Here is an 18006-nt window from a genome sequence, read left to right as displayed (position 1 = left end):
TCGGGCATGCGTGGATGCAGTTGCTGTCGACGTCGCCGTGATCGGCGCCGGTCAGGCGGGGCTCTCGGCCGCCCATCACCTCCGGCGGCGCGGCTTCGCGCCCGTCGGGCGGGATCCGGCGGCCGCCGACACCTTCGTCGTGCTCGACGCGAACCCCGCACCCGGCGGCGCATGGCAGCACCGCTGGGCGTCGCTCCGGATGGGGACGGTCAACGGCATCCACGAACTGCCCGGCCACCCGGTGCCTCCCGCCGACCCGGCAGCGCCGAGCCGCGAGGTGCTTCCGCCGTACTTCGCCGAGTACGAGCGGCGGTTCGACCTCGACGTGCAGCGTCCGGTCCGCGTGCGCGCGGTGCGCCGCGCCGACGAGGACCCGCACGGCCGGCTCCTCGTCGAGACGGATCGCGGCACCTGGGCGGCGCGCTCCGTCATCAACGCGACCGGCACCTGGACGCGCCCGTTCCGCCCCTACTACCCCGGCATCGACCGCTTCCGCGGGCGGCAGTTGCACGTCGCCGACTACGTGTCGGCCGAGGAGTTCGCCGGGAAGCGGGTGATCATCGTCGGCGCCGGGGTCTCTGCCGTGCAGCTGCTCGACGAGATCTCGCACGTCGCCGACACGACGTGGATGACGCGTCGCGAACCGCGGTGGGTCGAGGAGGACTTCGACCTGCCCGCCCGCACCGCGGCGATCGCCGGCGTCGAGGCGCGCGTGCGCGAGGGCCTGCCGCCCGGCAGCGTCATCGCCGTCACCGGCATGCACTGGACGCCGTGGGCACGCGCGGCACAGGCGCGCGGCGTGCTGGTGCGGCATCCGATGTTCGCCTCGATCGAGGAGGACGGCGTGCGCATGCCCGACGGGTCGTTCCTTCCAGCGGATGTGATCCTCTGGGCGACCGGGTTCCGGCCAGCGCTCGACCACCTCGCACCGCTCGGCCTGCGGACCCGCGCCGGCGGCTTCCGCGTCGCCGACACCCGTTCGCTCGACGACCCTCGACTGTTCCTCATCGGCTACGGACCGTCGCAGTCGACCGTCGGCGCGAATCGCGCGGGGCGGGCCGCGGTGCAGCAGATCGTGCTGGAGCAGCGGGCGGCGGTCGCGGCGTAGGTGCGCTGCCCGTTGCCGATGCCGTTGCCCGCCGGGCTCCGCGGGAGCACACTGGCCGCATGGCCATCGCGATCAAGCGCGTCTACGACGACCCCGAGGCATCCGATGGCGTCCGGATCCTGGTCGACCGCCTCTGGCCGCGCGGCATCTCGAAGGAGCGCGCCGAACTCGACGAGTGGGCGAAGGATGCCGCGCCCTCCCCCGAGCTGCGCACCGAGTGGCACCGCGCCGACGACGATCGGTTCGACGAGTTCGCCGTGCGGTACCGCACGGAGCTCGACGGCAACCCGGCGGCGCTGGCGCTGCTGGCGCTCGCGGGCGAGCGTGACCGCGTGACGCTGCTGTACGGCGCGCGGGATGCCGTGCGCAATCACGCGGCGGTGCTGCGCGACTGGCTCGGCGAGCACGGCGCTGCGGTCGAGCGCTGAGGGCGGATGCCTCCGGCTCAGGCCGGGCGATCGGTCGGGCGATCGACGCGCCCTCCACTCCGAACGGAGTGCAGGAATACAACGCTGACCGGCTGTTCTGCGGCGCGATCGATGTCGGCGGGTGCTGGTTGGATGGACCCGTGCCAGCGATCCTCGACCTCCCCGCCGAACAGGCGCTCGCGTTCGAGCTGGCCGCGATCGCGAGCGCCGAACAGCTGATCCGGCGGCTCCATGCCGACCGGTACCGGGCCGTCCAGCGTGCCCGCGAACTCGCCACCGACGTCGTCGGCGTCACCGCGTCGAGCACCGCGCGCGACCGCGACATGGCGACCCGGTCGTTCGTCGCCGAACTCGCGACGACGCTCGGCCAGCACGAGGCATCCGCTGCTCGCCTCGTCGCCGAGGCCGAACGCCTGACCGGGCCGCGCGTCGCGACGCTCGATGCGCTCGACACGGGCGAGGTCGCGCCGACGCAGGTGCGATCGGTGCTCGAACTCACGCGAGGCGCGCCGGCCGAGGTCGCCGATGCCGTCGAACGCGTCGCGCTCGATGCGGCGTCCGCCGCCGCGGCAGAGGGCGTCGTCTCGACGAACGCCGACGTGCGCCGCCGCATGCGGCGGCTGCGCGAACGTCTGCTGCCCGAACCGCTCGTCGACCGACGCGCCCGTGCCGCGGCCGACCGTCGCGTGTGCGTCGAGGCGGCGCCCGACGGCATGGCGTGGCTGAGCCTCTTCCTCGAGGCCGAGCGCGCGTTCGCGATCGAGCGGCGGCTCGACGTGCTCGCCGGCCGCGAGGCATCCGACGACCACCGCACGAGTGCGCAGCGCGCGACCGACCTCGCCGCCGACCTGCTGCTCTCCGGCACCCTCGTCGACGATGCGCCCACGCGCGACGCCGTCGCCGGGCCGACCGGCGCGGTGCAGCCACGGCTCAACGTGACCGTGCCGGTGCTCACGCTGCTCGGCCTCGACGACGAGCCCGCCGACCTCGAGGGCTACGGACCGATCGACGCGGAGACCGCCCGCATCATCGCGGCCCACGCGCCGTCGATGCGGCGCATCCTCATGCACCCCGAGACGGGCGCGACGCTCGGCTACGGGCGCGAGCACTACCGCGCACCGGCCGACCTCGACGGCTTCGTGCGCGTGCGCGACGGGCAGTGCCGCTTCCCCGGCTGCAACCGTCGCGCCGAACGTGCCGACCTCGATCACACCACCGCGTGGGCGCATGGCGGCGAAACCTGCGCCGCGAACCTCGCGGTGCTCTGCCGCCACCACCACCGCCTGAAGCACGAGGCGGGCTGGCGGGTCGCACTCGAGGCGAACGGCATCATGCGCTGGACCTCGCCTGCCGGCCACGTGCTGCGCACGCATCCCGAGCGCAGGTTCGAGCCGATCGGGGCCGGCGAGGGGGTGGGGCCACCCGTTACCGCGCCCACGCCCGACACGCTGAACCATCCACCGCACGTGACGCTCACGACACCCGACCCCGCGCCGCCACCCTTCTGACGTCTCCAACGACCGTCGTCGGCACCCGCCGACGCGCCGCGCACCCTACGGGGCGATCACGAGCTTCCCCTTCCCGGTCCCCGCACCGATCCGCGCGAGCGCCTCGGGCACGCGGTCGAGCGGCAGCACCTCCTCGATCACGGGGGCGAGGGCACCGGATGCCACGAGCTCGCCGAGTTCGTCGAGGCCGCCGTTCGGCTTCGCCGCGAGCATGCGGAACGTGCGACCCTCGGCATCGGGGCGCCCGGCCGTCGCCGCGACCCGCGCGATCGCGCCCAGGCGCCCGCCGACGATGACGAACCGACCGCCCGGCCGAAGGGCTCGGCGGTACTCGGCGAGCGGTCGACCCGCGATGAGGTCGACGATCACGTCGAACCGGCCCGAACCCGACCCGGTCGACCCGGTCGACTCGGTCGAGTCGGTCGGTCCGGCCGACTCGACGGCCTCTGCGAACAGCCCGTCAGCGGCATCCGCCTCGACCGCCTCGGTCGCCCCGAGGCCGCGCAGCAGGTCGAGCTTCGGAGCGCGGTCGACCGCCACCACCTCGCCCGCCCCGAGATGCCGGGCGAGCTGCACCGCGATCGTGCCCGCACCGCCGCCGGCCCCGATGATGAGCACGCGTTCGCCGGCGCTCAGCGCCGCCGCGTCGACGAGCGCCTGCCAGGCCAGCCCGCCCGCCTGCGGGATCGCCGCCGCCGCGACCGGACCGACACCAGCGGGCCGACGGCGGAGCGCAGCGGCATCCGTCGCGACGAACTCGGCGAACCCGCCCCAGCCCGCCGCGGAGAGGTCCCCCCAGACCGGGTCGCCGACGGCGAAGCCGGCAGACCCGGTAGCCCCGTCGCCGCCCGGGCCGACCGCGACGACCTCGCCCGAGACATCCGCCCCCAGCACCGGATGCGCCGGCCTGCGCGGCGCGGCGATGCGCGCCAGCACTCCACCGCGGAGCAGGTCCCAGTCCCACGAGTTGACCGACGAGGCCACGACCCTCACGAGCACCTGCCCGGGCCCGGGAACCGGGACCGGCGCGTCGACGAGCCGCAACCGGTCGGGACCGCCGTACCGCTCGTACCGCACCGCGCGCATGGCGCGAGCATATCCACTGCGTCCACTTCGGCGAGCGCGGCGACGGGGCGTGCGACCATGGAATCGAGAGACCCCGAGGATCGCGATCCCGATGGCCGATGTCCGACGACCGACCGACGAGCGCGCGGGCTACCCGCCGCGCCGGCTCACCGCGGCCGTGCTCGCGATCGGCGCGATCGCGCTCGGTGCGCTCGGCGTCGTGGCCATCGTCGAGACCGCCTCCCGGGCGATCACGTCGACCTCGCCGGTCGCGACGACCGTCGTCGGCGAGTACACCGAGGAACGCCTCGTCGCCGACCGTCGCGGCAGCCGGTACGCGCCGTTCCGGTACGTGATCGTCGAGCTGCCCGACGGGACCGCCGCCGACGTGCGCAGCGACGACCTCGACGTCGGGGCGGATGCCACGGTCTACCGCAGCGACTCCGGCGCCGTGTTCGAGACGCCGCCGAGCGCGCCCGGTCCGATCGAGTGGGCGGTCTGCGCGTCCGCCGTCGCCGGCGCGCTCGCCCTCGGAGTCGGCTCGGTGCGCGCCATGCGGCGGCCGACCCGGTCGTGAACCGGGCGCGGCGACCGCCGCCCTAGCCCGCCGGCACCAGCGGGAAGATCGCCGGCCAGCCGTTGTGCGCGTACACGATCACGCAGAACACGACCGCGTCGAAGAGCAGGTGCACGACCAGCACGTAGGTCAGCGACTTGGTGAGCTTGAACGTGTAGCCCTGGATCAGCGCGAACGGGATCGTGAGCAGCGGCCCCCAGGACTGGTAGCCGAGCTCCCACAGGAACGACACGAACACGATCGCCTGCAGCAGGTTCGCCTGCCACGTCGGGAAGTGCCGACGGAGGAGCGCGAACACCGTGCAGATGAAGAAGAGCTCGTCCCACGTGCCGACCGCGTTCACGCCGACGAAGAGGCGCGCGATCTCGTTCGGCTCGGTCACGGTCGGCCAGTTCTGGTAGACGCCCGAGGTGATGAAGTAGAAGGGCAGGATGAGCCATCCGGCGAAGGTCACGAAGATCAGGTAGAGCCACTGCGTGCGCGTCCACCGCCGGCCCGTGCGCCACGGGAACCGGATGGTCCGCTCGCGGTAGAGGAACCGCGAGATGAGGAACGGCACCGCGACCGCCGCGCCGAGCACGACCGCGAACCGCACCATCGCCTCGTTCGAGAGCTCGGCCTCGAGCGAGATCGTCGAGATGATCGCCTGGCCGATCGCGATGAGCGCGAGGTCGGGCAGCAGTCGCTCGGTGCGGCCCGACCGGTCGACGAGCCACGCCGCGACCAGGCCGACGACGAGGAGCGCGTATCCCGGGAGGCGCAGCTGGAACCCGAACAGCAGTACCGCGGCCGAGCACACGAGCACGGCCGGGACGAGGGCGATCGGGTGGGTGCGCACCTCGGAGGGGGCGGCGACGGCGGCGGTCACCCCTCAAGCTTCGCATGCGCCTCCGCGCTTCCCGGCGGGGCATCGCGCCCTGTCGGCGGCGCGTGCCAGCATCGAGCCATGACCCGGATGCCGCAGCCGCCCGCTCCACGCGACCCCCGCGCCGTCGTGTTCGCCCGCGCGCGCGCCCGCGCGGGCATCGTCCCGCCCTACCTGCTGCTGCGGATCGCGGCCGCCGAGGAGTACTACGACGTCGCCGCCGAGGCCGCCCGTCGATCGCTGCTGCGCGACGAGCCGATGCGCGAACTCCGCCTCGGTGGTGCGCACCCGGGGCTGCTGCCGCACGAGCACACGCGGTCGACCACCGAGCGCGAGGGCGCTGCGACCGGGGCCGGAGCGGCGACCGAGGCCGCGGCGCCGACCGATGCCGAGCGCGTTCCGGAAGCCGGCACGGCGGAGCCCGTCCTCGCCGAGCCCGCCCCCGACCGTCGCGTCTCCGACGCCGAGGGCGCCGAATCGCTCCCCGGCCGTCTCGCGCGCGTCGAGGGTCAGCCCGCGACGGGCGACGCCGCCGTCGACCAGGCGTACGACGGCCTCGGCGAGGTCTGGGCGCTCTTCGAGCGCGTCTACGGGCGCGACGCGATCGATGGAGAGGGCTCGCCGCTGGAGGCGACCGTGCACTTCGGCGACCGCTACGACAACGCCTTCTGGGACGGCGAGCGGATGGTCTTCGGCGACGGCGACGGCGAGGTGTTCCGCGGGTTCACGCAGTCGCTCTCGGTCATCGGGCACGAGCTCGCGCACGGCGTCACCGAGATGACGGCGCGGCTGCGCTACCGCGACCAGTCGGGCGCGCTCAACGAGCACGTCTCCGACGTCTTCGGCGCCCTCACCGAGCAGTACGCCATGGGGCAGGATGCCGACGCCGCCACGTGGCTCATCGGCGAGGGCATCTTCACCGAGCTCGTCCAGGGTCGCGCGCTCCGCTCGATGCTCGAGCCCGGCACCGCGTACGACGACGACGTGCTCGGGCGCGACCCCCAGCCCGCCCACCTGCGCGACTACATCGTCACCGACGCCGACAACGGCGGCGTGCACCTGAACTCGGGCATCCCGAACCGGGCGTTCGCGCTCGCCGCCGTCGAGGTCGGCGGGTTCGCGTGGGAGCACGTCGGGCGGGTCTGGTACGACACCCTCACGGGCGGCACCCTCCGGCCGAACGACGGGTTCGCGGTGTTCGCGACGGCGACCCTCGCCGCCGCTCGCGATCGCTACGGCGAGGGCTCCCGCGAGGTCCGGGCCGTCGCGAACGGCTGGGACGCCGTCGGCGTCGAACCGGAGTAGCATCCGGAGCATGGAGGTCGAGGTCTCGCGGAGCGGCGGGCTCGCCGGACTGCGGCTCACGTGGACCGTCGAGGTCGAGGACCAGCCCGACCCCGAGGAGTGGGTGCTCCTCGTCGAGCGCCTGCCGTGGAGCGAGACGCCGCCGGCGCCGCCCGAGCCCGACCGCTACACCTACCGCATCCGGTGCGAACCGCACGAGGCCACCCTGGCGGAGCGCCAGGTGACCGGGCCCTGGCGCGACCTCGTCGACCGGGTCCGGGACGTCGCCGAACCCTCGCGAGGGCGGCCGAACGCCGACGGGCGTGCTGCACCGAGCCGCGCGCCGGGCCCCGTCACCGAGACGGACGCACCGCCCGCCGAGTGAGCACGCCGAGTGCGATGAGTCCCTGCGCAGTCAGGTAGCTCGACATCACGACGAGGTCGTGCGCGGCGAACTCGTAGCCGGGCAGGAACCGGCCCAGCGCCAGCACCGAGTCGGAGACCACGAACAGTGCGCCGCCGAGCGCCACGAGCCCGCCGAGGCCTCCCGCGAGCGCGGCCATCGTGCCGAGCACCGCACCGTAGACCGCGACGGGGACGAGCAGTCCGCCGAGTCCTGGGGCCAGCAGGGCCAGGAAGGCGGCGAACCACGCCGCGTAGCCGAGCGTCCACCAGGGAAGCCGGCGACCGGCGGCGGGCAGCCGCAGGAACAGCACGACGTAGGCGAGGTGCGCGGCGAGGAACGAGAGCAAGCCGGCCACGAACCATCCGTCGCCCGAGCCGGTCAGCAGCGCGTCGCCGACCCAGGACAGCGCGATCGCCGCGATGAGCATCACGGTCGCCGAGGTCGCGCGCGGGCGCGCGACCACCACCGCGACGACGAGCGCGGGCATCAGCAGCAGCTTCGTCGCGGTCACCGCGGCGGCGTCGAGGTCGCCGACGAGCACGACGAGGTGCACCAGGCTGAGCACCACGTAGGGCGCGAAGGCGGCGATCAGCCGTCGGCGATCGGCCCGGGCCGGCGGTTCGGGGACGGGCGCCTGGTCGCGCAGCGGTGCGGGGGCTGAAGGGGTCACGTCGTCGTGCCTCTCTGAGCGGGGGTGGGCGGGTCGGGTCGGGTCGGGTCGGGTCGGGTCGGGTCGGGTCCCACGCAATCTACCGGTTCGCCACGTCAGCGCCCCCGATCCCGGCCTCGCCCTCGGCCTCCGGCGTGTCAGGCGGCGCTGAGCTCGCCCCGCACGATCGAGTCGCCGGAGTGCGCGGGATCGCCGTCGACCGGTTCGGCCGAGACGTCCACCAGGGGGTACTCGTCGAGGTCGATGCCGGCCGGGACCACGAGCCGGGCCGAGTCGCCGTCCATCAGGCCGAGGCTGACGAGGCCCGACGCGTCGGAACGGATGAGCCACACCTCCCGCACCTCACCCTCGGGCACCTCGGCGGACAGGTCGACGAGGAGGGTGCGCTCCCCGGCCGCGTCCTCCTCGACGGTCGCCGTGCCCACGGCGTCCCAACCCGGGAACGCGTCGAGTTCGGCGCTCGCGAGCACCGTCGTCGCCTCAGGCACCGTTCCCCGGCCGCCGACCGCCACGCCGATGCCGATGCCGGCGAGCAGGCCGACGATCGCGGCGGCTGCCGCGACCGGCCACCACCTGCGGCGGCTCGCCCGCGCGGCCGGCGCCGCGATCGCCGGGGTGCGCGGTCGGCTCGGCGGGACGTGGCGCGCCGGGGTCGCGAGGTCGGGCGCGCGGCGTGGCGCGTCCGATCCCCCGAGCGGATCGGCGGCGAGCTCCGGTGCCAGGCCGAGCTCGGAGTGGATGCCCGCCCAGACCGCGGCCGGCGGCGCCTCGAGGCCCTCGAGACCCTCGAACGAGGCGTCGCGACCGAGCTCGACGGTCCGCGCGAGCGAGGCGTACTCGGCCGCGCAGGGTCCGCAGGAGTCGAGGTGGGCGCGGACCGCCCCCTCGGGCTCGCGGCCGTCGAGGGCCAGCACGGCCAGTTCGTCAGGCTCGATGTGGTCCATCCTCCACCTCCCATCGTGATCTCAGCCGGCTCAGGCTGCGTCGGACATGACTCTTCACGGTGCCGATCGGCAGGTCCAGCGCCTCGGCGATCTGCGAATGGCTGAGCTGGTCGTAGAACGCCAGCTGCATGACCCGGCGCGGCACGGGCTCGAGCCGCCCCAGCTCCTCCTGGACCATGACCCGTTCGGCGAAGTCGTCGTCGACCTCGGTCGCGGCGACGGATGCCTCGGCGACGAGGCTCTCCTCCAGGCGCCGCGAGCGTGCGCGCGCCTCGTGCGCGTCGGCGATGCGGTGCTTGGTGATGCCCACGATCCAGGCGCTCAACGTCGAGCGGGAGAGGTCGAAGGTGGCGCGACCGCGCCACGCCGCGAGGTAGACCTGCTGGGTCACGTCCTCGGCATCGGTCCGATCGCCGAGCGACCGCAGCGCGAGCCGGAACACGAGCGGCGACCAGCGAGCGTACGCCTCGCGGAGCGCGCGCTCGTCGCCCGCGGAGAACTCCTCCGCGAGGGCGCGGTCGTCGAGGGTGTCGAAGGCGATCGGGCTCACCGTTCGGGGTTCATCCCTTCGTCGGCTCGGACGGGACCGCACGTCGACCATGACGAGCGGCGCCGCGATCGTCGATTGCGGCGTGGACATCAGCATATCGAGCACCCCCTCCCGTCCGGTCGTCGTGCACGGTCATCTCGGCGTGGCGGTCACGACGAGGTTGCTGAGGTACCGCCGCGCCTCGTAGTCGAACGCGCCGCCGCACGTCACGAGCGTCAGCCGCGGCGCCCCGGAACGATCGAACGCGGCATCCCAGTCGACCGCCGCCTTCTCGGTGACCTGGAGCGACTCGACGGCGTACGCGTGTCGCGTGCCCGCGGCATCCGTCACGAACACCGCCGTGCCCGGCGCCGCGTCCTTCAGCCTCGCGAAGGGCAGGACGCGGTACTCGAGCGAGTCGACGTGCGCTGCGACGACGGTCGACCCGGCATCCGACCCGGGCGCCGGCCCCCACCGGTACCAGGCCGCGACCGCCGGATCGTCGAAGAGTCCCATGTTTCCGTCGGCGTCGAGGCCGACGGGGTCGATGCGCATGTCGATGCCGAGGTCGGGCACCTCGATCCGCACGGGCGGCGGCGGCGCGGCCGCCCGGTTGGCCTCGAGCGACGCCGACCGACGCGGGATGTCCGGAACCGCGACGGGCGGAGCCGCAGCCGCCGGCCGGGCGCCCGAGGCCTCGGACGGGGTCGGATCGGGGGCCGCAGTGGATGACGCGGCGAGGTCGGGCCCGTCGCGCCCGTCCGGGGCGACCGCGCACCCGACGAGCAGCGCGAGCACGGCGGCGGCCGCGACCGGGGACCCGAACACCCCGGCCGCGACCGCCTTCCCCCGCATGGCGATCAGCGCTCGGCCTTCGCCGCCACGACCTTGCGGGCCGCGGCAGCCGCCAGTGCGATCGCCGAGAGGACCGCGATTCCCCCTGCGGTCCACAGGCCGAACACGCGCTCCGGCGAGTTCGTCGCGACGAGGCCCGCGGCTCCGGCCGGGACGCCGTCGGGGCTCGAGTGCATGCCGGTCACGGTCTGCACGGCGAGCGCGAGCGTGTCGTCCTCGAGGCTGCCCCACGCGTAGGCGATGGTCAGCGTGCCCTCGGCGACGTCGACGGGTGCGGGCCCGAGCACCGGGTCGGTCGTGCCGGCGGCCGCGACCGAGGCCTCGACGGTGCCCGCGGGCAGGTCGAGCGACTGCTCGTTCGGGTTCTCGAGGCCCGTGATCACGGCCTCGCCGCCGGCGAGCACGTCGACCGCGGGTGCCGCGGCGACGTGACGCACGGTCAGTCGGCCCTCGCCGGCCGCGATCTCGGAGACGTCGTTCGTGAAGAGGTTGGCGGTGGGGTTGCCCTCGGCATCGAGGTTCGCGACGGCCGTGTAGTTCCCGCCGGCCTCGAGCGGCAGGTCGACGGGCCCGATCACGGGCTCGGAGGCATCGTCGGCGTCGGCCGCGGTGATCGCGACCGAGTACGTGCCCGCGGCGAGCTCGAGCGGGCCGGCGAGGTCGCCGGGCTCGAAGTCGTCGAGCGTCAGCTCGTCGTTCACGTACACGTCGACCGTGAGGCCGGGGACCCCGTGCAGCACGGAGAGCATGGCCGCGTCCTCGGCGGCGTTGGCCGGCGCGAGCCCGCCGAGCGCGACGAGCGCTCCGGCGCCGATTCCCGCGGCGATGATCTTCTTCATGGTGTCCTCCTGGTCGTTCCCGCGGTTCGCGGGGCGGATCTTGCCTGACACCACTTCCTTCCGGTCGAAGCGCCCGATCGGATGCACACGCATGGAACATTCGCCGGTACCGGACACCGCGACGGCCGGCGCCCCGTGCGGGAGCGCCGGCCGTCGCGTCGGATCGTACTGGGGCTCGGGTCAGCTGACGCCGAGCAGGTCGATCACGAAGATCAGGGTCTTGCCCGAGAGCGGGTGACCGCCGCCGGCGGGGCCGTAGGCCTGCTGCGGCGGGACGGTGAGCTTGCGTCGCCCGCCGACCTTCATGCCGGGGATGCCCTCCTGCCAGCCGGCGATGAGCGCCTGCAGCGGGAAGTTGATCGACTGGCCGCGGCTCCACGACGAGTCGAACTCCTCGCCCGAGTCGTACTCGACGCCGAGGTAGTGCACGTCGACCGTCGAGCCGGGCGCCGCCTCGGGGCCGTCGCCGACGACGATGTCCTCGATCACGAGCTCGACGGGAGCCGGACCCTCGGGAGCCTCGACCTCGGGCTTGCTGTTCGTATCAGTCATGGGTCCATCCAAACGGATGCCGCGTGCGCGTTCAATCCGGGACACCCGTCCATGCGGGTCTTGTGCTGACGGCGAACACGTTGCAGTCTGTAGCCCTAAGAGCTCGTCGCCCCGGAGCGCTGTCGGCTGAGGCCACACCGCGGGGCGACGAGTTTCTTCGTGCGCGACGGCCTCGGCCGTCCCGACGAGGAAGGGGCAGGCGGCGGAAACGCCGCCCCGCGGGGTGGAGCTGTGGGGAGCCTCACTCCCGGCGCTCACTCCTCCATGAGCCGCGAGCGGATGAGGAAGCGGACGCCCTCTGGCGCCTCGAGCGAGAAGCCGCTCCCCCGCCCCGGCACCACGTCGACCGTGAGGTGCGTGTGCCGCCAGTACCGGAACTGCTCGGCCGACATCCAGAACTGCACGACCCGCCCCGAGCCGAGGTCGAGTTCGCCGAGCAGCACGTCGGCCGCGCTCGTGGCGAAGTCGCCCGCCGGGTAGCACATCGGGGCACTGCCGTCGCAGCATCCGCCCGACTGGTGGAACATCAGCGGCCCGTGCGTCGCCCACAGCGTCGCGAGCAGGACGCTCGCCGCGGGCGTGAGCTCCACCCGCGGCGAGACGTCACCCGGCACCGTGACCGACGCGACCATGCGTGCGGCGAGCGCCGCGACATCCGTCGTCTCGATCGTCATGGCCGGCTCCCGATCAGAAGTACCCGAGCGGGTTCTCGCTGTAGCTGACGAGGAGGTTCTTGGTCTGCTGGTAGTGCGACAGTGCCTCCTTGTTGTTCTCGCGGCCGATGCCGGAGGACTTGTAGCCGCCGAACGCCGCACCCGCGGGGTACGCGTGGTAGTTGTTCACCCACACGCGGCCCGCCTGGATGTCGCGGCCCGCGCGGTAGGCCTCGTTGCCGTTGCGGCTCCAGACGCCCGCGCCGAGCCCGTACAGGGTGTCGTTCGCGATGCGGATGGCGTCGTCGTAGTCCTGGAAGCTCGTGACCGCGACGACGGGGCCGAAGATCTCCTCCTGGAAGAGCCGCATGCGGTTCTCGCCCTCGAAGATCGTCGGCGCGACGTAGTAGCCCTCGCTGAGGTCGCCGCCGAGGTCGACGCGCTCGCCGCCGAGCAGCAGCTTCGCGCCCTCCTTCTTGCCGATGTCGATGTAGCTCAGGATCTTCTCGAGCTGGTCGTTCGAAGCCTGCGCGCCGACCTGCGTCTCGGTGTCGAGCGGGTTGCCCTGCCGGGCGAGCTTCGTGCGCTCGATCGCGTCGTCGAGGAAGGTGTCGTAGATCGACTTCTGGATGAGCGAGCGGCTCGGGCAGGTGCAGACCTCGCCCTGGTTGAACGCGAAGAGGCTGAAGCCCTCGAGCGCCTTCTCGTAGAACGGATCGCGGCGGTCGGCCACCGACTCGAAGACGATGTTCGGGCTCTTGCCGCCGAGCTCGACGGTCGAGGGGATGATGTTCGCCGACGCGTACTGCAGGATGAGCCGGCCGGTCGTGGTCTCGCCCGTGAAGGCGATCTTCCGGATGCGGTTCGACGAGGCGAGGGGCTTGCCGGCCTCGACGCCGAAGCCGTTCACGACGTTGAGGACGCCCGCCGGCAGCAGGTCGGCGATGAGCTCGACGAGCACGAGGATCGACACGGGCGTCTGCTCGGCGGGCTTCAGCACGACGGCGTTGCCCGCGGCGAGGGCCGGGGCGAGCTTCCACACGGCCATCAGCAGCGGGAAGTTCCACGGGATGATCTGGCCGACGACGCCGAGCGGCTCGTCGAAGTGGTAGGCGACGTTGTCCTCGTCGAGCTGCGTGAAGCTGCCCTCCTGCGCGCGGATGAGGCTCGCGAAGTAGCGGAAGTGGTCGCTCGCGAGCGGCAGGTCGGCGTTCAGGGGCTCTCGGATCGACTTGCCGTTGTCCCAGGTCTCCGCGACCGCGAGCAGCTCGAGATTCGCGTCGATGCGGTCGGCGATGGCGTTCAGGATGGCGGCGCGGTGCGCGGTGCTCGTGCGGCCCCAGGCCGGGGCGGCCTTGTGCGCCGCGTCGAGCGCGGCCTCGATGTCGGCCGCGGTGCCGCGGGCGACCTCGGCGAACGGCCTGCCGTTCACCGGCGAGATGTCGTCGAAGTAGGCGCCCTCGACGGGCTTCGTCCACTCGCCGCCGATGAAGTGCTCGTAGCGCGGCTTGAACTGGATCAGTGCGCCGGCGGTGCCGGGCGCGGCGTACACGGTCATCGTGTCTCCTCGTGACGTCGTCGTCATGCCCTCGGAGTGGGGCGATCGTCACGGTACGGTCGCGCGCGTTGCGGCCCGGTTGCCCGAGGGTTGCAGGAGGGTTGCAGTCAGCGCAGGGTTGCAGTCAGCGCAGCGCCGCGTCCATGCGCTCGAGGTGCGCGACGACCGATGCGCGGCGCGGCGAGCGCGGCGGCAGCACCTCGAGGAGCGCGCGCCAGAGCTCGGCGTCGTAGCGGTGCTCGTCGCGCTCGGCGAACTCGGCGAGCAGCTCGGGCGGGGCGTCGGCGAGCATCGACTCGCGGAGGCGGCTCGCGAGTTCGTCGCGGAGGTCGACGATGCCGGGCGCGACCGAGGACGGCAGGATCGGCCCCGGATACTGCTCGAGCGCCTTGCGGAGCGACCCCTGGCCGGCGAGCTTCGCGACCCGGGCGGCGTCGACGTCGAGCTCGCGCGCGAGCCTGTACGGTCGCGACTCCAGCGCCGGTTCGCCGGCTGCGTCGAGCACGCGCCGCAGGCGCGTGACCTCGGCGCGGAGCGTCACGGGCGAGGCATCCCCCTCGTAGACGAGCGCGGCGAGCCGTTCGGCGCCGATGCCGTTCGGGTGCCAGGCGAGCAGCGTCAGGATCTCCGCGTGCCGCGGGCTCAGCTCGTGCGCGCCGAGGCGCGGCCGCTGCACGCCGAGCACGGTGAGCGGCGTGCGCGGGGTCGGCACGGGTCGCATCCGGGAGCGGCGGATGGTGGCGTGCACGCTCGATTCGAGGTTCGCGATGCGCAGCTCGGCCTCGACGGCGGCGACCGTCGCCGACACGAGCGAGAGCGTGTGCGGAGCGACGGCGAGGTCGGTGCCCGTGATGTCGATGACCCCGAGGAGGGCCCCCGTCGCGGGGTCGTGCACGGGCGCCGCGGTGCAGCTCCAGGGGTGGACGATGCGGTTGTAGTGCTCGGCGCCGCGGATCTGCACCGCCCGATCGAGCTGCAGCGCGGTTCCCGGGGCGCTCGTGCCGATGCTCGCCTCCGACCAGTCGGCGCCCGCGACGAAGAGCATGTCCTCCGCACGGCGCCGCAGGTGCGCGTCGCCCTCGACGAAGAGCAGCCGCCCCTGGGCGTCGCCGACGGCGACGACGAGCCCGGCGTCCTCCGTGCCGTCGACCAGCAGTCGACGGATGACCGGCATCACGGGTGCGAGCGCGTGCGAGGCGCGGTAGGCGCGGAACTCGTCCTCGTCGAGCTCGATGCGCGGCAGCGCCCGATCGGGGTCGATGGCCCCGCGGATGGCGCGTTCCCACGATTCGCGCACGACGGGGCGGAGGCTGAGCGGGACGACGCCCGTGGCGAGGGCGTCCTCCTGGGCGCGCAGCAGCCGATCGCGCAGGGCGCCGGGGTCGCCCTGCGGCACCTCGTTCGGCTTGGGCACGCCGTCTCCGATCGCCGTCGATCACCTCGCGGTTGCGGCAAGCATAGACCGGTCGGTGGTGCGGCGCCCGTGCTCAGGCCGAGATCGCGGCGCGGTCGCGGGTGACCGCTTCCAGGAGGGCGCGTTCGTCGGCGTGCCGGCGCACGTCGGCGCGGCCGGTCGCGATGATGTTCCGGGTGAACGCCAGCCGCGTGGCATCCGCGATGAACCGCTGCACCTGCGCGGTGCGCGGCGGATGCTGCGCCCGGGCCCATGCCAGCGCGGCCCGTCGGCCGGGCCACGTCGAGAGGCCCTCGACCTCGTCCCGGTTGAACCAGCCGGCGTCGGCGTACTCGGACAGCCGGGCCCGCGTCATGCGCTGCTCCTCGCGGCGGAGCAGGACGGTCACGACGATCGCGGCGATGAAGATCGGCACCTGCACGGTGAAGTAGAGCGCGAAGGCGTCGGCGAAGGCGAGCGACCCGTTCCAGAACGCGTGCAGCAGGATCGCGGCGCCGAGGCCGACGAGGAACCAGGCCATGACCCCGGCACCGCGCCCCCGGCGGGCGGCGAAGCCGATCGCGACCCCGGTGCACGCGGTGAACAGCACGTGCGCGAACGGCGAGAACAGCCCGCGGACGATGAACGTCGTGCCGAGCTCGCCCGCACCGCCCTCGATGAGCGCGACGCCGAAGTAGAGGATGTTCTCGGTGAAGGCGAAGCCCGCGGCGACCGTGGCCCCGTACACGAGCCCGTCGACCGGACCGTCGAAGTGCGACCTGGCGAGGAGGTAGATGAGGAGCACGCCGGCGCCCTTGGCGACCTCCTCGACGATCGGCGCCTGCACGACGGCCTGGAGCGCCTCGTCGGTGCTCGCGCCGTCGGGCGAGGCGAAGGCCGCGAAGAGCTGCACGCCGAGGTCGACGATGAGCGCGATCGCCACCGACACGGCCGCACCCCAGAGGAACGCGAGCCAGAGCGCCCACCGCGGCTCGGGCTCCCAGCGGTCGATCCAGCGGATCGCGAACAGCACGATCCCGAGCGGCACCAGTGCGACGAGCGTGCCGACGGCGACGACGGATACGCCGAGCGAGACGGCCAGGTAGCCCGCCACGAGCAGCGCGACGAGGCCCGCGACGGCGATGAGCACGACGATCGCGGCGCCCGCGCCCAGGCCGGAGCGCGCGCGCCCCGCGGTGCGATGCGAGAAGGCGGGGTCGCCGGAGGGCGGTCCGGCCGGGTTCAGGTGCCCGTACGGATCGGCGGGCGGTGGAGGCGTCAGGCTCACGGCGGAAGCCTAGCGACCGGCACCGTCGTCGGGCGGGAACATCACGCCCGGATTCAGGATGCCGGCCGGGTCGAACACCGCCTTGATCCGGCGCTGCAGGTCGACCGACGCGTCGCCGAGCTCCTCGGCGAGCCAGCGGCGCTTCAGCACGCCGACGCCGTGCTCGCCGGTCAGCGTGCCGCCGAGCCGCACCGCGGCGCGGAACAGCTCGTCGGCGGCGGTCCAGACGTGCTCGGGCACGTCGTCGCCCTCGAACACGAAGTTGGGGTGCAGGTTCCCGTCGCCCGCGTGCGCGAGCGTCGGGATCTCCACGTCGTGGTGCGCGCCGATCCGGGCGATCTCGCGGAACATCTCCGGCAGCTTCGAGCGCGGCACCGCCACGTCCTCGATGAGCACGTTCCCGCGCGATGCGAGTGCCGGGTGCATGGCGCGGCGGATGTCGAGGAGGCGCTCGCCCGTCTCGGCATCCGTCGACCGCTCGACGCGCCCGCCCGCCTCGGCGAACACGCGCGCGATCACGTCCGCCTCGGCCGCGGCATCCCCCGCGTCGCACTGGGCGAGGAGGAACGTCTCGCCGGGCGCGAAGTCGGCGAGCGGAGTACCCGCGAGCGCGTCGGCGCCGAGGTGCTCGGCGACGCGCGCGAGCCCGACGGGGTCGATGAGCTCGAGGATCGCGGGGCGCACGCGCGCCGCGGCGACACCGCCGACCGCGACGCCCGCCGACTCGACGTCGGGGAAGGCCGCGGCGACGGTCTCGACCGTTCCGTGCACGACCGGCCGGAGGCGGAGGGTCGCCTCGACGATCACGCCGAGCGTGCCCTCGGATCCGGTCAGGAGCGCGGTGAGGTCGTAGCCCGTCACGCCCTTCACCGTGCGGTGCCCGGTGCGCAGCAGCGAGCCGTCGGCGAGGACCGCGGCGAGTCCGAGCACGCTCTCGCGCGTCACGCCGTACTTGGCGCACAGCAGGCCGCCGGCGTTCGTGGCGATGTTGCCGCCGATCGACGAGATCGCCCGGCTCGCTGGGTCGGGCGCGTACCAGAGGCCGCGCTCGCGGGCGGCACGGTCGAGGTCGCCGTTCAGCACGCCGGGCTCGACGACCGCGAGCTCGTCGATGTCGTCGATCTCGAGGATCCGGTCCATGCGCGAGAGGTCGAGCACGATCGAGCCGCGGCTCGAGATCCCGCCGCCGGCGAGGCCGGTGCCCGCGCCGCGCGGGACGACGGGGGTGCCGGTGGCGGACGCGATGCGCATGAGCGCCCGGACGTCCTCGACGGATGCCGCGTGCACCAGCGCCGCGGGCGCCGCGTCGCTGCGCCATCCGGATCGGTCCTCGCGCACGGCCTCGAGGGCGGGGCCGTCGAAGGCGACCCGGTGGCCGAACGCCTCGGCGAGCCTCGAGCGGACGTCGGCGGTCGACGGGTCGGGGGAGCCGGAGGCGGGCGACGGCGCGTCGGTGGGCATGGGGTCCAGCGTAGTCGCGCGGC

General features: G+C 73.7%; 19 protein-coding genes. 6 read left to right on the top strand and 13 right to left on the bottom strand.

The window, feature by feature from the left end:
- Window positions 1–10: 10 nt before the first annotated feature.
- The 3 genes from GLX25_RS05520 (at window position 11) to GLX25_RS05510 (ending at window position 3044) form a co-directional block, all read left to right on the top strand.
- The gene (locus tag GLX25_RS05520; RefSeq protein ID WP_271192586.1) at window positions 11–1108 is read left to right on the top strand and encodes an NAD(P)-binding domain-containing protein; all 1098 of its coding nucleotides are present in this window, start codon (window positions 11–13) and stop codon (window positions 1106–1108) included.
- Between the two features lie 59 nt (window positions 1109–1167).
- The gene (locus tag GLX25_RS05515) at window positions 1168–1536 is read left to right on the top strand and encodes a DUF488 domain-containing protein (protein ID WP_155841299.1); all 369 of its coding nucleotides are present in this window, start codon (window positions 1168–1170) and stop codon (window positions 1534–1536) included.
- Window positions 1537–1676: 140 nt separating this feature from the next.
- A complete protein-coding gene (locus GLX25_RS05510) occupies window positions 1677–3044 on the top strand; it encodes an HNH endonuclease signature motif containing protein (protein ID WP_166548477.1) in 1368 nt (455 codons plus the stop codon).
- Window positions 3045–3089: 45 nt separating this feature from the next.
- Here the strand turns inward: GLX25_RS05510 and GLX25_RS05505 are convergent, their stop codons facing one another.
- A complete protein-coding gene (locus tag GLX25_RS05505) occupies window positions 3090–4130 on the bottom strand; it encodes an NAD(P)-dependent alcohol dehydrogenase (protein WP_155841297.1) in 1041 nt (346 codons plus the stop codon).
- A 91-nt stretch (window positions 4131–4221) separates the two neighbouring features.
- Between GLX25_RS05505 and GLX25_RS05500 the strand changes: the two genes are divergently transcribed.
- A complete protein-coding gene (locus GLX25_RS05500; protein ID WP_155841296.1) occupies window positions 4222–4686 on the top strand; it encodes a hypothetical protein in 465 nt (154 codons plus the stop codon).
- Between the two features lie 22 nt (window positions 4687–4708).
- Here GLX25_RS05500 and GLX25_RS05495 read toward each other — a convergent pair whose 3' ends face one another.
- On the bottom strand, window positions 4709–5554 hold the full coding sequence (locus tag GLX25_RS05495) for a CPBP family intramembrane glutamic endopeptidase (protein ID WP_166548476.1): 846 nt from the start codon (window positions 5552–5554) through the stop codon (window positions 4709–4711).
- 87 nt (window positions 5555–5641) lie between these two features.
- Here GLX25_RS05495 and GLX25_RS05490 point away from each other — a divergent pair, with 87 nt between their 5' ends.
- Window positions 5642–6856: a M4 family metallopeptidase gene (locus tag GLX25_RS05490; RefSeq protein ID WP_420837642.1), complete on the top strand. Its 1215-nt coding sequence runs from the start codon at window positions 5642–5644 to the stop codon at window positions 6854–6856.
- 10 nt (window positions 6857–6866) lie between these two features.
- Complete coding sequence (locus GLX25_RS05485; RefSeq protein ID WP_205719833.1) at window positions 6867–7220, top strand: protealysin inhibitor emfourin; 354 nt, start codon at window positions 6867–6869, stop codon at window positions 7218–7220.
- Here GLX25_RS05485 and GLX25_RS05480 read toward each other — a convergent pair.
- From GLX25_RS05480 to GLX25_RS05430, 11 genes are all read right to left on the bottom strand, one after another.
- Window positions 7189–7911 (bottom strand): lysoplasmalogenase, encoded by a 723-nt coding sequence (locus GLX25_RS05480; protein ID WP_271192587.1) that lies wholly within the window; start codon window positions 7909–7911, stop codon window positions 7189–7191. The two genes, GLX25_RS05485 and GLX25_RS05480, sit on opposite strands and share 32 nt — an antisense overlap.
- Window positions 7912–8048: 137 nt before the next feature.
- The gene (locus tag GLX25_RS05475) at window positions 8049–8855 is read right to left on the bottom strand and encodes an anti-sigma factor (protein WP_155841294.1); all 807 of its coding nucleotides are present in this window, start codon (window positions 8853–8855) and stop codon (window positions 8049–8051) included.
- Window positions 8836–9405 (bottom strand): RNA polymerase sigma factor, encoded by a 570-nt coding sequence (locus GLX25_RS05470; protein ID WP_271192589.1) that lies wholly within the window; start codon window positions 9403–9405, stop codon window positions 8836–8838. Before GLX25_RS05470 ends, GLX25_RS05475 begins: the two co-directional genes overlap by 20 nt.
- Before the next feature lie 132 nt (window positions 9406–9537).
- Window positions 9538–10239 (bottom strand): class F sortase, encoded by a 702-nt coding sequence (locus tag GLX25_RS05465; protein WP_155841293.1) that lies wholly within the window; start codon window positions 10237–10239, stop codon window positions 9538–9540.
- Window positions 10240–10244: 5 nt separating this feature from the next.
- Complete coding sequence (locus tag GLX25_RS05460; protein ID WP_155841292.1) at window positions 10245–11078, bottom strand: DUF4397 domain-containing protein; 834 nt, start codon at window positions 11076–11078, stop codon at window positions 10245–10247.
- 180 nt (window positions 11079–11258) lie between these two features.
- Entirely contained in the window at window positions 11259–11630 is a 372-nt protein-coding gene (locus GLX25_RS05455) for an FKBP-type peptidyl-prolyl cis-trans isomerase (protein ID WP_155841291.1), read from the bottom strand.
- Window positions 11631–11884: 254 nt separating this feature from the next.
- Entirely contained in the window at window positions 11885–12304 is a 420-nt protein-coding gene (locus GLX25_RS05450) for a DUF779 domain-containing protein (RefSeq protein WP_240898168.1), read from the bottom strand.
- A gap of 13 nt (window positions 12305–12317) precedes the next feature.
- Window positions 12318–13841: an acetaldehyde dehydrogenase ExaC gene (gene exaC / locus GLX25_RS05445; RefSeq protein ID WP_155841290.1), complete on the bottom strand. Its 1524-nt coding sequence runs from the start codon at window positions 13839–13841 to the stop codon at window positions 12318–12320.
- Between the two features lie 124 nt (window positions 13842–13965).
- A complete protein-coding gene (locus GLX25_RS05440; protein ID WP_271192591.1) occupies window positions 13966–15255 on the bottom strand; it encodes a GAF domain-containing protein in 1290 nt (429 codons plus the stop codon).
- Between the two features lie 73 nt (window positions 15256–15328).
- Window positions 15329–16522, bottom strand: coding sequence for a PrsW family intramembrane metalloprotease (locus GLX25_RS05435; protein ID WP_155841289.1), 1194 nt, complete (start codon window positions 16520–16522; stop codon window positions 15329–15331).
- Window positions 16523–16531: 9 nt separating this feature from the next.
- Window positions 16532–17983 carry an FAD-binding oxidoreductase gene (locus GLX25_RS05430; RefSeq protein WP_155841288.1) on the bottom strand — a complete coding sequence of 484 codons (1452 nt, stop codon included), beginning with the start codon at window positions 17981–17983 and terminating at the stop codon, window positions 16532–16534.
- Window positions 17984–18006 lie beyond the last annotated feature (23 nt).

The sequence above is a fragment of the Agromyces luteolus genome, assembly GCF_009729855.1.
Classification (GTDB): domain Bacteria; phylum Actinomycetota; class Actinomycetes; order Actinomycetales; family Microbacteriaceae; genus Agromyces; species Agromyces luteolus.
The sequence above is the reverse complement of the archived record's forward strand: the minus strand, read 5'-3'. Positions and strand labels throughout refer to the sequence as shown.

What these genes read in the sequence shown, in the direction of transcription:
- GLX25_RS05500 (WP_155841296.1), top strand. Translation starts at nt 4,222, where the DNA reads ATGGCCGATGTCCGACGACCGACCGACGAGCGCGCGGGCTACCCGCCG.
- GLX25_RS05475 (WP_155841294.1), bottom strand. Translation starts at nt 8,855, where the DNA reads ATGGACCACATCGAGCCTGACGAACTGGCCGTGCTGGCCCTCGACGGC.
- GLX25_RS05515 (WP_155841299.1), top strand. Translation starts at nt 1,168, where the DNA reads ATGGCCATCGCGATCAAGCGCGTCTACGACGACCCCGAGGCATCCGAT.
- GLX25_RS05460 (WP_155841292.1), bottom strand. Translation starts at nt 11,078, where the DNA reads ATGAAGAAGATCATCGCCGCGGGAATCGGCGCCGGAGCGCTCGTCGCG.
- GLX25_RS05430 (WP_155841288.1), bottom strand. Translation starts at nt 17,983, where the DNA reads ATGCCCACCGACGCGCCGTCGCCCGCCTCCGGCTCCCCCGACCCGTCG.
- GLX25_RS05505 (WP_155841297.1), bottom strand. Translation starts at nt 4,130, where the DNA reads ATGCGCGCGGTGCGGTACGAGCGGTACGGCGGTCCCGACCGGTTGCGG.
- GLX25_RS05485 (WP_205719833.1), top strand. Translation starts at nt 6,867, where the DNA reads ATGGAGGTCGAGGTCTCGCGGAGCGGCGGGCTCGCCGGACTGCGGCTC.
- GLX25_RS05455 (WP_155841291.1), bottom strand. Translation starts at nt 11,630, where the DNA reads ATGACTGATACGAACAGCAAGCCCGAGGTCGAGGCTCCCGAGGGTCCG.
- GLX25_RS05450 (WP_240898168.1), bottom strand. Translation starts at nt 12,304, where the DNA reads ATGACGATCGAGACGACGGATGTCGCGGCGCTCGCCGCACGCATGGTC.
- GLX25_RS05465 (WP_155841293.1), bottom strand. Translation starts at nt 10,239, where the DNA reads ATGCGGGGGAAGGCGGTCGCGGCCGGGGTGTTCGGGTCCCCGGTCGCG.
- exaC (WP_155841290.1), bottom strand. Translation starts at nt 13,841, where the DNA reads ATGACCGTGTACGCCGCGCCCGGCACCGCCGGCGCACTGATCCAGTTC.
- GLX25_RS05490 (WP_420837642.1), top strand. Translation starts at nt 5,642, where the DNA reads ATGCCGCAGCCGCCCGCTCCACGCGACCCCCGCGCCGTCGTGTTCGCC.